Source organism: Bradyrhizobium sp. CER78 (assembly GCF_029846235.1).
Classification (GTDB): Bacteria; Pseudomonadota; Alphaproteobacteria; order Rhizobiales; family Xanthobacteraceae; genus Bradyrhizobium.
The window spans coordinates 323,317-336,510 of the sequence record NZ_JARVWP010000005.1 but is presented as its reverse complement, the minus strand read 5'-3'; the positions used below and the strand labels follow the sequence as shown (position 1 = coordinate 336,510).

The following is a 13,194-nucleotide window of genomic DNA, read 5'->3' as shown; positions in this document are numbered from 1 at the left end:
ATGGAACTGTTTGCCAATCTTGCCCACGGTTTCGCGGTCGCATTCTCGCCGATCAACCTTCTGATGTGCCTGATCGGTGCGCTGGTCGGCACGCTGGTCGGCGTCTTGCCGGGCATCGGCACCATCGCCACCGTCGCCATGCTGCTGCCGATCACTTTCGGCCTGCCGCCGGTCGGTGCGCTGATCATGCTGGCCGGCATCTATTACGGTGCGCAGTATGGCGGTTCGACCACCTCGATCCTGGTCAATATTCCGGGTGAGGCGACCTCCGTCGTGACCGCGCTCGACGGCCACCAGATGGCCAAGCAGGGCCGCGCCGGTCCGGCGCTCGCGATCGCCGCGATCGGCTCGTTCTTTGCCGGCTGCGTCGCCACCGTGCTAATCGCCGTGCTCGGTGCGCCGCTGACCAAGCTCGCGCTGGCGTTCGGCCCGGCCGAATATTTCTCGCTGATGGTGCTGGGCCTGATCTTCGCCGTGGTGCTCGCCAAGGGCTCGGTGCTGAAGGCGATCGCGATGATCGTGTTCGGCCTGTTGCTGTCGATGGTCGGCTCCGATATCGAGACCGGCGCCTCGCGCATGGCCTTCAACATCCCCGAGCTTGCCGACGGCCTCGGCTTTGCCACCGTGGCGATGGGCGTGTTCGGCTTCGCCGAGATCATCCGCAATCTCGACCATGGCGCGGAGATGGACCGCAATTTGGTGCAGCAGAAGATCACCGGCCTGATGCCGACCAGGAAGGACCTCGTCGACTCCACGCCGGCGATCCTGCGCGGCACCGTGCTCGGCTCGATCCTCGGCATCCTGCCGGGCGGCGGTGCCGTGATCGCGTCGTTCGCGGCCTATACGCTGGAGAAGAAGCTGGCGAAGGATCCGTCGCGGTTCGGCCGCGGCGCGATCGAAGGCGTAGCTTCGCCGGAAAGCGCCAACAACGCCGCGGCGCAGACCTCGTTCATCCCGCTGCTCACGCTCGGCATCCCGCCGAATGCGGTGATGGCGCTGATGGTCGGTGCGATGACCATTCATGGCATCGTGCCGGGTCCGCAGGTGATGCAGAAGCAGCCGGACCTGGTCTGGGGCATGATCGCCTCGATGTGGATCGGCAACCTGATGCTGATCATCATCAACCTGCCGCTGGTCGGCATCTGGGTCCGTCTGCTGCGCGTGCCGTACCGCCTGATGTTCCCCTCGATCGTGGTGTTCTGCGCGATCGGCATCTACTCGGTGAACAACGCGCCGGTCGACGTCGTGCTCGCAGGTGCGTTCGGCCTCGTCGGCTACTGGCTGATCAAGCACGATTTCGAGCCGGCGCCGCTGCTGCTCGGCATGGTGCTGGGCCCGCTGATGGAGGAGAACCTGCGCCGTGCACTCTTGATCTCGCGCGGCGACTGGAGCGTATTCCTGTCGCGGCCGCTGTCGGCGGTGCTGCTCGCGATCGCGGCAGGTCTGTTGGTGCTTGCCGTGCTGCCGACCTTGCGTGCGAAGCGCGACGAAGTGTTCGTGGAGTCGGAGGGCTAGAGCATGATCCGGAAAAGTGTGAAGCGGTTTTCCGGATAGATCATGCTCAAACAAGGAGCGCCAACCCTGCGTCGGCGCGCCGCAGGCGGAAGTCGAATCGACTCGCGCTGTCGTCTCATGAAATGAAAATGCCGGCCGATTTGGCCGGCATTTTTTTTGGTCAAAACGTTCCCGGGAGGAATTGAGATGATCCATTCGCTCGCTTGCGGGCGCATGCCTTTCGGCATTTGCCGCGCTCGGCGCATTCGCCGTACCGGCGGCTGCGCAGACCTATCCCACTCGCACCATCACCATGATCGTGCCGTTCGCAGCCGGCGGTCCGACCGACGTCATCGCGCGCATCGTCACCGCGCACATGGCGCAGACGCTCGGACAGAGCATCGTGATCGAGAACGTGGTCGGCGCCGGCGGCACCACGGCGACGACGCGTGCCGCGCGCGCCGCCAATGACGGCTACACGCTGATTACAGGGCACATGGGCACGCACGCCGCGTCCGTGCCGCTCTATCCGAAACTCGCCTATCATCCGGAGAAGGATTTCGAGCCCGTCGCGCTGCTCGCGGGCACGCCGATCCTGATCCTCGCCCGCAAGGATTTCCCGCCGAGGGATCTGAAGGAGTTCGTCGCTTACGTGAAAGCCAACGCCGAGAAGGTCAACGCCGCGCATGCCGGCATCGGTTCGGTCTCGCACGCCTCCTGCGAACTCCTGAATTCGATCCTCGACGTCAAGCCGGTCGGCGTGCCCTTCAACGGCACCGGCCCTGCCATGAATGCGCTGGTCGCTGGCCAGGTCGATTACATGTGCGACCAGATCGTCAACGCGGTGCCGCAGATCAAGGCCGGCACCATCAAGGCCTATGCGGTCGCAACCCCCGAGCGCAACCCGTCGCTGCCTGACGTGCCGACCACGACCGAAGCCGGCCTCCCGGCCTTCCAGGCTCAGGCCTGGAATGCGATCTTCGCACCGAAGGGAACTTCGCCCGCCATCATCGCCACGCTGAACGCGGCGGCGATCAAGGCGCTCGACGATGACAACGTCCGCAAGCGCCTGCTCGAACTGGGCAGTGTGATCCCGGCGCCCGCCAACCGCACCCCGGAGGCCCTGGCGATGCTCGTGAAGAACGAGATCGCGAAATGGACGCCGGTGCTCAAGCCGGCAAGTTAATCCAGCGCGATCAATTGGATAGGCGAGGGGCGGAACGCGGGTTCCGCCCTTGTCGTTTGCCGGGGGAGTGCTCATTTTTCAGGGTATAATCCGTGCGTTCAGCCGAATCGGCGTGTCGGCCGGCGGCCTCGGCCGCTAAGTTCGCCGTTCTCTCGAAGCTCCGAAAAGACCGTCATGAACCAGTATCACGACCTGCTCGAACGCATCCTCGCCGACGGCGCCGAGAAGCACGACCGCACCGGCACCGGCACGCTGTCGATCTTCGGCCACCAGATGCGCTTCAACCTCTCGGCGGGCTTCCCGATGCTGACCACCAAGCGGCTGCCGCTGAAGGCGATCGTGCACGAGCTGCTCTGGTTCCTCGCCGGCGACACCAACATCAAATATCTCAACGACAACGGCGTCACGATCTGGGACGAATGGGCCGACGCCAATGGCGATCTCGGCCCGGTCTACGGCTCGCAGTGGCGGTCCTGGCCCGCGCCCGATGGCCGCAGCATCGACCAGATCAGCAACGTCATCGAAATGATCAGGCGCAATCCGGACTCGCGGCGGCTGATCGTCAGCGCCTGGAATCCGGCCGAGGTCGACAAGATGGCGCTGCCGCCGTGCCACTGCCTGTTCCAGTTCTACGTCGCGAACGGCAAATTGTCCTGCCAGCTCTATCAGCGCTCCGGCGACGTCTTTCTCGGCGTGCCCTTCAACATCGCCTCCTACGCGCTCTTGACCATGATGGTCGCGCAGGTGACCGGCCTGAAGCCCGGCGATTTCGTGCACTCGCTCGGCGATGCGCATCTCTATTCGAACCATCTCGAGCAGGCGCGGCTGCAACTGACGCGGCCGACGCGGCCGTTGCCGACGATGGCGATCAATCCCGACGTGAAGGATATCTTCGCGTTCCGCTACGAGGATTTCAAACTCGAAGGCTACGACCCGCATCCGCACATCAAGGCCGAAGTCGCGGTCTGATGTCGCTCCTGATCCGCCGCGCGCGGCCCGATGAGGCCGGACTGGTGTTCTCGCTGGTCCGCGAGCTCGCTGACTACGAAAAGCTGTTGCACGAGGTCCATGCCAGCGAGGCCGACATCGCCGAAGCGCTGTTCGGCGAAAGCCCGCGGCTGTTTTGCGACATCGCGGAATGGAACGGCGAGCCGGCCGGCTTCGCGGTCTGGTTCGTCAACTTCTCGACCTTCGCCGGCCGACACGGCATCTACCTCGAAGACCTCTTCGTGCGCCCGGCGCTGCGCGGCAAGGGCATCGGCAAGGCGCTGCTGGTGCATCTGGCGCGGCACTGCCTCGCCAATGGCTGGTCGCGCCTGCAATGGGCGGTGCTCGACTGGAACGCGCCGTCGATCGCATTCTACAAATCGCTCGGTGCCGAGATGATGGACGAATGGACGATCTGTCGCGTTTCCGGCGAGGCGTTGTCGGCACTCGCGGAAGGAGCGCGCTGATGGAGATCGTGCTCCTCGTTGCGGTCGCCGAGAACGGCGTGATCGGCAGCGGTAACGCAATTCCGTGGCGGCTGAAATCCGACCAGCAGCGCCTCAAGGCGATGACGCTGAACAAGCCCATCGTGATGGGGCGCAAGACGTTTGAGTCCCTGCGCCGGCCGCTGCCGGGGCGCACCAACATCGTGGTGACGCGCGATGCGAACTACCGCGCGCGCGGAGCTATCGTCACGACGTCGCTCGAAAACGCCCGCGCAATTGCGCTTGGTGACGCGCTGCGGCGTTTCGCCACTGAAATTGCAATCATCGGTGGCGCCGAGATCTACGCGCAGTGGATGGGCATCGCCGATCGTCTTGAGATTACCGAGGTCCACGCCCGGCCGGACGGCGACACGCGGTTCGAAAACATCGATGCGAAGGAGTGGGAGGAGGTCGCGCGCGTCCGGAATCCGGCAGGTCCGGATGACAGCGTCGACTTCTCCTATGTGACATATCGTCGGCGCGGCCAACGTTAACCAATGTTTGCATTGACAATTATGGCCCGGCGCATAGCTCGTCCGCTCAGGAAGCTTGCGTTGTAAGGGCCCCAGCGGTCCCCTATAACCGGGCCGGACATTCGAGCCCGGGCGTCCCGTCCGGGCTTGCCGAGGAGATGTTTGATGCCGTGGAAAAATCAAGGCGGGGGGCCATGGGGCTCGGGTCCGAAAGGGCCATGGGGCACTGGTCCGCAGTCGGCCGGGCCAAGGCCGCCGGATCTTGAGGATCTGCTGCGGCGCGGCCAGGACCGGCTGCAGCAGTGGCTGCCCGGCGGCCATTTCAGCGGCATGGGTATCGCGCTGGTGCTGGTCGCCGCGCTGGCGATCTGGTTCGCGACCGGAATCTTCCGCGTCCAGTCCGAAGAGCTCGGCGTCGTTCTGCGCTTCGGCAAGTATGACCGCGATGCGCAGCCGGGCCTGCGCTATCATCTGCCGTATCCGATCGAGACAGTGCTGCTGCCGAAGGCGCTGCGCGTCAACACGATCTCGATCGGCATGACCCTGATCGACGATCCCGCGCGGCGCGGCCGCTCGATGCGTGACGTGCCGGAAGAGAGCCTGATGCTGACCGGCGACGAAAACATCGTCGACGTCGACTTCACCGTGTTGTGGCGCATCAAGCCGGGCGGGGCCGGCGCCTATCTGTTCAACATCCAGAATCCCGAGGGCACCGTGAAGGCGGTTGCCGAAAGCGCAATGCGCGAGGTGATCGGCCGCTCGCAGATCCAGCCGATCCTGACCGGAGCGCGCAACGTCACCGAGCAGAACGTGCAGGAGCTGATGCAGAGGACGCTCGACACCTACAATGCGGGCATCCAGATCACCCAGGTGCAGATGCAGAAGGTCGATCCGCCGGCGCAGGTGATCGACGCGTTCCGCGACGTGCAGGCAGCGCGCGCCGACCTCGAGCGCAAGCAGAACGAGGCGCAGACCTACGCCAACAGCATCGTGCCGGGAGCACGCGGCCGTGCCGCGCAGATCCAGCAGGCCGCCGAGGGCTACAAGGAGCAGGCGGTCGCCGAGGCCAAGGGCCAGAGCGCGCGCTTCCTCAAGGTTTATGAAGAGTACAAGAAGGCACCCGACGTGACGCGCGAGCGCATCTATCTGGAGACCATGGAACGCGTGCTCGGCGGCTCCGAGAAGCTGGTTTTCGACGGCCAGGGCCAGAACATCGTGCCCTACCTTCCGCTCGGCGAATTGACGCCGCGGCGTCCGCCGTCGGCAGCGCCGGCCACCACCGGCCAGCAGCAGGGAGCCACCCGATGAGGTCCCCTGTCACCGGCATTCTGGCCCTGATCGTTCTCTTCATCGTTCTCGCCGTCGGCTACAGCTCGGTGTTCACCGTGCAGCAGACCGAGCAGACCATCGTCCTGCGGTTCGGCGAGCCGGTCGACATCGTCACCGAGCCCGGCCTGCACTTCAAGGCGCCGTGGAATTCGGTGATCAATGTCGACAAGCGCATCCTCGATCTGGAGAACCCGTCGCAGGAAGTGATCGCTTCCGACCAGAAGCGGCTCGTGGTCGATGCCTTCGCGCGCTACCGCATCAAGAATGCGCTGCGCTACTACACCAGCGTCGGCTCGATCCAGGCTGCCAATTTGCAGTTGACCACGCTGCTGAACGCGGCTTTGCGCCGCGTGCTCGGCGAGGTCAGCTTCATCACGGTGGTGCGTGACGACCGCGAGAAGCTGATGTCGCGGATTCGCGAGCAGCTCGACAGGGAGGCCGACGGCTACGGCATCGAGGTCGTCGACGTCAGGATCCGCCGTGCCGACCTGCCGGAGCAGAACAGCCAGGCGGTCTACAACCGGATGAAGACCGAGCGCGAGCGCGAGGCGGCCGAGTTCCGCGCGCAGGGCGACCAGAAGGCGCTGGAGATCCGCTCCAAGGCCGATCGCGAAGCAACCGTGATCGTCGCCGAGGCGAACTCCGCCGCGGATCAGACCCGCGGTGCGGGCGATGCCGAACGTAACCGCCTGTTCGCCGAGGCCTATGGCAAGGACAAGGACTTCTTCGCGTTCTACCGCTCGATGACGGCCTATGAGAACGGCCTCAAGTCCAGCGACACGCGTTTCCTGTTGCGGCCGGACTCGGAATTCTTCAGATACTTCGGCAGTGCCAACGGCAAGCCGGCCGAGGCGGCGGCTGCGCCGAAACAGTAAATTCACGACGCGACGGCGGCGCGGACAACGCGCCGCCGTCACTTGAAGAACAACAATCATCGCGCGGGAGGTTGCCATCCGATGAGGTCAATAGCGTTCGGCGACTTCCTCATCGGTCTGGGAATCCTGTTCGTGCTCGAAGGCATCCTGTTCGCGGCAAGCCCCGCCTGGATGCGCCGGGCGATGAAGAGCGCGCTGGCCACGCCCGACAACATCCTGCGCATCGTCGGCATCGGTTCGGCGGTCGCGGGGCTTGTCCTGATCTGGGCGGTGCGCCGCTGAGCTAACCTGTCGTTCCGGAGCATGCGAAGCACGAACCTCAAGGGCGCAATTGCGCCCGAGGGAACTTCGAGATTCCCCGGGGCGCAATTACGCCCCTGAGGTCTGGTCCTTCGGACCATCCCGGAATGACAAACAAGACTGAACACAATCGTGAGCCTTCCCCAGCCGGTTTTTCGCCGAAATGCCCGGGTGATGCTTGCGCCAAATGCCCGTTCGGGCGCACTCTCTGACCACGGGCGCACACCTGCGACCTCGGGCGTACACCTGCGACCAGCTAATTTGAACCCGTTTGCCTGGAGAAATTCCGACATGATCGCTGCCAGACCAGCCCTGAGCCGTCGCCTCCGCATGATGGGGGCCGCGATCTCGATCGGTGCTGCGAGCATGCTGAGCTCCGCGCCGGCGTTCGCGCGCGGTCCCGAGGGCATCGCCGACATCGCCGAGAAGGTGATCGACGCCGTCGTCAATATCTCGACCTCGCAGACCATCGAGGCCAAGGACCGGACGATGCCGCAGCTGCCGCCGGGCTCGCCGTTCGAGGAATTCTTCGACGACTTCTTCAAGAACCGCCGCGGGCCGCCCGGCAAGGGCGGCGACAAGAGCGGCGAGTTCCAGCCGCGCAAGACCAACTCGCTCGGCTCGGGCTTCATCGTCGACACCGCGGGGATCGTGGTCACCAACAACCACGTCATCGCTGACGCCGACGAGATCAACGTGATCCTCAACGACGGCACCAAGATCAAGGCCGAGCTGGTCGGCGTCGACAAGAAGACCGACCTTGCGGTGCTGAAGTTCAAGCCGCCGAAGCCGCTCACCGCGGTCAAGTTCGGCGACAGCGACAAGATCCGCCTCGGCGACTGGGTGGTCGCGATCGGCAACCCGTTCAGCCTCGGCGGCACGGTCACCGCTGGCATCGTCTCGGCCAAGAACCGCGACATCAGCCAGGGTCCGTATGACAGCTACATCCAGACCGACGCCGCCATCAATCGCGGCAATTCGGGCGGTCCGCTATTCAACCTCGAGGGCGAGGTGATCGGCGTCAATACGCTGATCATTTCCCCGACCGGCGGCTCGATCGGCCTCGGTTTCGCCGTGCCGTCGAAGACGGTGGCCGGCGTCGTCGACCAGTTGCAGAAATTCGGCGAGCTGCGCCGCGGCTGGCTCGGCGTGCGCATCCAGCAGGTCACCGACGAGATCGCCGACAGCCTCAACATCAAGCCGGCGCGCGGCGCGCTGGTTGCCGGCGTCGACGACAAGGGCCCGGCCAAGCCGGCCGGCATCGAGCCCGGCGACGTCGTCGTCAAGTTTGACGGCAAGGACGTCAAGGACCCGAAGGATCTGTCGCGCGTCGTCGCCGATACCGCGGTCGGCAAGGAAGTCGACGTCGTCATCATCCGCAAGGGCAATGAGGAGACCCGCAAGGTCACGCTCGGCCGGCTCGAGGACAATGACAAGGTTCAGCAGGCCAACGCCAAGCCGAAGGATGACACCGCCGAGAAACCGGTGACCCAGAAGGCGCTCGGTCTCGACCTCGCGGCGCTGAGCAAGGATCTGCGCACCAAGTACAAGATCAAGGACAGCGTGAAGGGCGTCGTCGTCACCGGCGTCGACAACGCCTCCGATGCCGCCGAGAAGCGGTTGTCGGCCGGCGACGTCATCGTCGAGGTGGCGCAGGAGGCGGTGGCCAATGCCGGCGACATCAAGAAGCGCGTCGACCAGCTCAAGAAGGACGGCAAGAAGTCCGTGCTGCTGCTGGTCTCCAACGGCGACGGCGAACTGCGGTTTGTGGCGCTCGGCGTGCAGTAATATTTGCCGACGTCATTCCGGGGCGGTCCGCAGGACCGAACCCGGAATCTCGAGATTCCGGGTTCGATGCTTCGCATCGCCCCGGAATGACTGTGACCTCACCCCTCCGCAAACTCATCCCGCCGATAGCCCTGCGCATACAGCAGCGCGGTAAGATCGCCGTGATCGATCCGGGCTGCGGCTGCGGCCGCGACGGCCGGCTTGGCGTGATAGGCAACCCCGAGGCCAGCGGCCTGGATCATGCCGAGATCGTTGGCGCCGTCGCCCACCACCAGCGTGTCGATGTCGTCGAGATCGAAGGACTCGGTCAGCTCGACCAGGGTGGCGAGCTTGGTGGCGCGGCCGAGGATCGGCTCGATCACTTCGCCGGTCAGCTCGCCGTTCTCGACCTGCAACTGGTTGGCGCGGTTCTCCTGGAAGCCGACCTTCTCGGCGACCACCTTGGTGAACAGGGTGAAGCCGCCCGAGATCAGGCAGGTGTAGGCGCCCTGCGCGCGCATGGTCATGACCAGCTCGCGGCCGCCCGGCGTCAGCGTGATGCGCTTGTCCAGCACCTCGTCGACCACGCTGACCGGCAGGCCCTTGAGCAGCGCCACGCGCTCGCGCAGCGCCGATTCGAACTCGATCTCGCCGCGCATCGCGCGCTCGGTGATATCAGCGACATGGGCCTTCAGCCCGGCGAAGTCGGCGAGCTCGTCGATGCATTCCTGGCCGATCATGGTCGAATCCATGTCGGCCAGAAAAAGCTTCTTGCGCCGGCCGATCCGAGGCTGCACGACGATGTCGATCGGCAGGTCGCCGCGGGCCTGGCGGAGGCGCTCCTCGAACGCCTTGATGTCATCCCTGCTGGCGTCCGAATGTTCAAAGGGAATGTCGACGGCGACCTCGTTGAACAGCCACTGCGCCGGGCCGGGTGAGGGCAGCACGGCCCGCGCCCCGTCGACGATGGTGGAATCGAGCGCGGGGCTTGCAGGATTGCAGATCAGCGTGGCAACGAGGGACATGCAGGCGCATTCGGGATTGTTGGACAAGGCAGTGCTTATCGCAGGGCCGACCGCTAGCGGCAAGTCGGCCCTGGCGCTCGCGCTTGCGCAGCGGACCGGCGGGGCCGTCATCAATACCGATTCCATGCAGGTCTATCGCGACCTCCGGATCATCACCGCGCGGCCGACGACCAGTGAGGAGGCGCAGGTTCCGCACCGGCTCTACGGCCATGTCGACGCCGGCGTGAATTTCTCCGCCGGCGCCTGGGTGACTGACGCGGCGAGGGTGCTCGGCGAGGCGCGCGCGCAGCGACAGTTGCCGATCTTCATCGGCGGCTCGGGCCTCTATTTCAAGGCGCTGACGCGCGGCCTCTCGGCGGTGCCGCCGATCCCCTCTGATGTGCGCGACGCTGTTCGCGCAAGGCTGGAGCAGCACGGCGTCCAGGCGCTGCATGCCGAACTGGCGCAGCGCGATCCGGTGTCGGCCGAACGGCTGAAGCCGCGCGATCGGACCCGCATCGCGCGGGCGCTCGAGGTCGTCGAGGCCACCGGCCGCCCACTGCCGGACTGGCATCGCGACGGGCTGCCGCCGCTGCTGCCGCAGGGCGAATTCCACGCGCTGTTTCTCGCGCCTGATCGGGAAAAGCTCTATGCGCGGATCGACGCCCGGTTCGGCGCGATGCTCGACGCCGGCGCGCTCGACGAGGTCGGGCAGCTTGCGGCGCGCGGGCTCGATCCGCTGCTGCCGGCGATGAAGGCCCATGGCGTGCCGGCGCTGATCCGGCACATCAACGGCGAAATCAGCAGGGAGGAGGCCGCCGAGATCGGCCGTGCCGACACCCGTCACTACGCCAAGCGCCAGTTCACCTGGTTTCGCCACCAGCTTCCGGAATTCGAATGGGTGGCGCCGGAGGCGGCGACGGCGTGGCTGGAGAGCCGCATTCCGTAGCCCGGATCGAGCGCAGCGCAATCCGCGAATCTCGCCCCAGGACGCGCTGGTCCCGGATTTCGCTCCGCTCCATCCGGGCTACGGACGGCCCGCACGCCCGTCAGCCATGCGCGTTCGCTGCCGCAAAAACACTCGCCGAACGAGCGGAACCCCGGTAGAGTACGTAAATCGCGAAAGTGCTTGCCTTGCCTTGACATTCAGGCTTTGGCCGCTATGTTCGCGCAACCTTTGGGAAGACTGGGTCGTCTCGTGCGCAACATTATTACCAAACTGCTTATCGCCGTCGTACCCAGGCACACCGCCGGGGATGGCTAGCTGCCATCCAAATTCGGGCGGTGTGCATGGGGCCTCTGGGGCCCCTTTTTATTGCCCGAAGCCGAACTGACGAGAACCGACAAAAGCCGCGCAAAAACAAGCGCATCCGGAGCGAACCATGACCGACAAGAGCCACGATCCCAATCAGATGACCGGCGCCGCGATGATCGTGCGCGCACTCATCGATCACGGCGTGCAGCATGTCTTCGGCTATCCCGGCGGTGCGGTGCTTCCGATCTATGACGAGATTTTCCAGCAGAGCGAGGTCGAGCATATCTTGGTCCGCCACGAGCAGGGCGCCGGCCATGCCGCGGAAGGCTATGCCCGCTCGACCGGCAAGCCCGGCGTCGTGCTGGTGACCTCGGGCCCGGGCGCCACCAACATGGTGACGCCGCTGACCGACGCGCTGATGGATTCGATCCCGCTGGTCTGCATCACCGGCCAGGTGCCGACCCATCTGATCGGCAACGACGCCTTCCAGGAATGCGACACCGTCGGCATCACCCGGCCCGCCACCAAGCACAATTGGCTGGTGCGTGACATCAACGACCTCGCCAAGGTGCTGCACGAGGCCTTCTATGTCGCCACCACCGGCCGGCCCGGTCCGGTGCTGGTCGACGTGCCGAAGGACGTGCAGTTCGCCACCGGCACCTATCATCCGCCGCGCAAGTCGGACGTGCACATCTCCTATACGCCGCGCGTCAAGGGCGATGCGACCCAGATCCGCAAGGCGGTGGCGATGCTCGCCAACGCGAAACGCCCGGTGATCTATTCCGGCGGCGGCGTGATCAATTCCGGCCCCGAGGCCTCGCAGCTGCTGCGCCAGCTGGTGGAGGCGACCGGCTTCCCGATCACCTCGACCTTGATGGGGCTGGGCGCCTATCCGGCGTCCGGTGCCAACTGGCTCGGCATGCTCGGCATGCACGGCACCTACGAGGCCAACATGACGATGCATGATTGCGACGTCATGCTGTGCGTCGGCGCGCGCTTCGACGACCGCATCACCGGCCGCACCGATGCGTTCTCGCCGGGCTCGAAGAAGATCCACATCGACATCGACCCGTCCTCGATCAACAAGAACATCCGCGTCGACGTGCCGATCATCGGCGACTGCGGCAACGTGCTCGGCGACCTGCTTCAGGTGTTCAAGGCGGAGGCGAAGAAGCCCGACATCAAGGCGTGGTGGCAGCAGATCGCGCAATGGCGCGCGCGCAACTCGCTGTCCTACCGCAAGAACAACGATGTCATCCTGCCGCAATACGCGATCCAGCGCCTGTTCGAGCTGACCCGCGGCAAGGACACCTACATCACGACCGAAGTCGGTCAGCACCAGATGTGGGCCGCGCAATTCTTCGGCTTCGAGGAACCGCACCGCTGGATGACATCGGGCGGTCTCGGCACCATGGGCTACGGCCTGCCGGCCGCGGTCGGCGTGCAGGTGGCGCATCCGGACAGCCTGGTGATCGACATCGCCGGCGATGCCTCGGTGCAGATGACGATCCAGGAAATGTCGACGGCGGTTCAGTTCGAGCTGCCGATCAAGATATTCATCCTGAACAACCAGTACATGGGCATGGTGCGGCAGTGGCAGCAGCTGCTGCACGGCAACCGCCTGTCGCATTCGTACTCCGAGGCGCTGCCGGACTTCGTCAAGCTCGCCGACGCCTATGGCTGCGTCGGCCTGCAGGCGACCAAGCCGTCCGATCTCGACGGCGCGATCAAGGACATGATCTCGATCAAGCGCCCGGTGCTGTTCGACTGCCGCGTCGCCGCGCTGGAGAACTGCTTCCCGATGATCCCGTCGGGCAAGGCGCACAACGAGATGCTGCTGCCCGAAGAAGCCACCGATGAGGCCACCGCGAAGGCCTTCTCCGGCGGCAAGGCGCTGGTGTGACGATGTCGAGTTCGCGGCAGGCACTCTCTCTTCACCTCGCCCCGCTTGCGGGGAGAGGTCGGATTGCGCGCAAGCGCAATCCGGGTGAGGGGGAGTCTCCGCGAATCCAACTCTCACCGTGTCCGCGGAGAGTCCC

At 65.3% G+C, this 13,194-nt stretch carries 12 protein-coding genes; 11 read left to right on the top strand and 1 reads right to left on the bottom strand.

From position 1 onward, the window contains the following. The 9 genes from QDT69_RS13220 to QDT69_RS13180 all read left to right on the top strand — a co-directional run bounded on the left by QDT69_RS13220 (window position 1) and on the right by QDT69_RS13180 (window position 8,917). A complete protein-coding gene (locus tag QDT69_RS13220; RefSeq protein WP_279706963.1) occupies window positions 1–1,515 on the top strand; it encodes a tripartite tricarboxylate transporter permease in 1,515 nt (504 codons plus the stop codon). 193 nt (window positions 1,516–1,708) lie between these two features. Next, window positions 1,709–2,680: a tripartite tricarboxylate transporter substrate-binding protein gene (locus tag QDT69_RS13215; protein WP_279707123.1), complete on the top strand. Its 972-nt coding sequence runs from the start codon at window positions 1,709–1,711 to the stop codon at window positions 2,678–2,680. A 174-nt stretch (window positions 2,681–2,854) separates the two neighbouring features. Further along, window positions 2,855–3,649 carry a thymidylate synthase gene (locus QDT69_RS13210; protein WP_279706962.1) on the top strand — a complete coding sequence of 265 codons (795 nt, stop codon included), beginning with the start codon at window positions 2,855–2,857 and terminating at the stop codon, window positions 3,647–3,649. After that, window positions 3,649–4,134, top strand: a complete 486-nt coding sequence (locus QDT69_RS13205) for a GNAT family N-acetyltransferase (RefSeq protein ID WP_279706961.1) — start codon at window positions 3,649–3,651, stop codon at window positions 4,132–4,134. Before QDT69_RS13210 ends, QDT69_RS13205 begins: the two co-directional genes overlap by 1 nt. Next, the gene (locus tag QDT69_RS13200; RefSeq protein WP_279706960.1) at window positions 4,134–4,646 is read left to right on the top strand and encodes a dihydrofolate reductase; all 513 of its coding nucleotides are present in this window, start codon (window positions 4,134–4,136) and stop codon (window positions 4,644–4,646) included. The genes QDT69_RS13205 and QDT69_RS13200 overlap by 1 nt, the downstream gene beginning before the upstream one ends. Window positions 4,647–4,790: 144 nt before the next feature. Continuing rightward, window positions 4,791–5,933 (top strand): FtsH protease activity modulator HflK, encoded by a 1,143-nt coding sequence (gene hflK / locus QDT69_RS13195; protein WP_279706959.1) that lies wholly within the window; start codon window positions 4,791–4,793, stop codon window positions 5,931–5,933. Next, window positions 5,930–6,829, top strand: a complete 900-nt coding sequence (locus tag QDT69_RS13190; RefSeq protein ID WP_279706958.1) for a protease modulator HflC — start codon at window positions 5,930–5,932, stop codon at window positions 6,827–6,829. Before hflK ends, QDT69_RS13190 begins: the two co-directional genes overlap by 4 nt. A gap of 81 nt (window positions 6,830–6,910) precedes the next feature. Further along, the gene (locus QDT69_RS13185) at window positions 6,911–7,111 is read left to right on the top strand and encodes a DUF2065 domain-containing protein (RefSeq protein ID WP_050421088.1); all 201 of its coding nucleotides are present in this window, start codon (window positions 6,911–6,913) and stop codon (window positions 7,109–7,111) included. Window positions 7,112–7,420: 309 nt separating this feature from the next. Then, complete coding sequence (locus QDT69_RS13180) at window positions 7,421–8,917, top strand: Do family serine endopeptidase (protein ID WP_279706957.1); 1,497 nt, start codon at window positions 7,421–7,423, stop codon at window positions 8,915–8,917. Between the two features lie 98 nt (window positions 8,918–9,015). Here the strand turns inward: QDT69_RS13180 and serB are convergent, their stop codons facing one another. Beyond that, complete coding sequence (gene serB, locus QDT69_RS13175) at window positions 9,016–9,921, bottom strand: phosphoserine phosphatase SerB (protein ID WP_279706956.1); 906 nt, start codon at window positions 9,919–9,921, stop codon at window positions 9,016–9,018. On the opposite strand from serB, the gene miaA reads away from it, so the two are divergent. Both miaA and QDT69_RS13165 read left to right on the top strand, forming a co-directional pair. Further along, window positions 9,920–10,849, top strand: coding sequence for a tRNA (adenosine(37)-N6)-dimethylallyltransferase MiaA (miaA, locus tag QDT69_RS13170; protein ID WP_279706955.1), 930 nt, complete (start codon window positions 9,920–9,922; stop codon window positions 10,847–10,849). The genes serB and miaA overlap by 2 nt on opposite strands. Window positions 10,850–11,282: 433 nt before the next feature. Next, on the top strand, window positions 11,283–13,058 hold the full coding sequence (locus QDT69_RS13165; protein WP_279706954.1) for an acetolactate synthase 3 large subunit: 1,776 nt from the start codon (window positions 11,283–11,285) through the stop codon (window positions 13,056–13,058). Window positions 13,059–13,194: the final 136 nt, after the last annotated feature.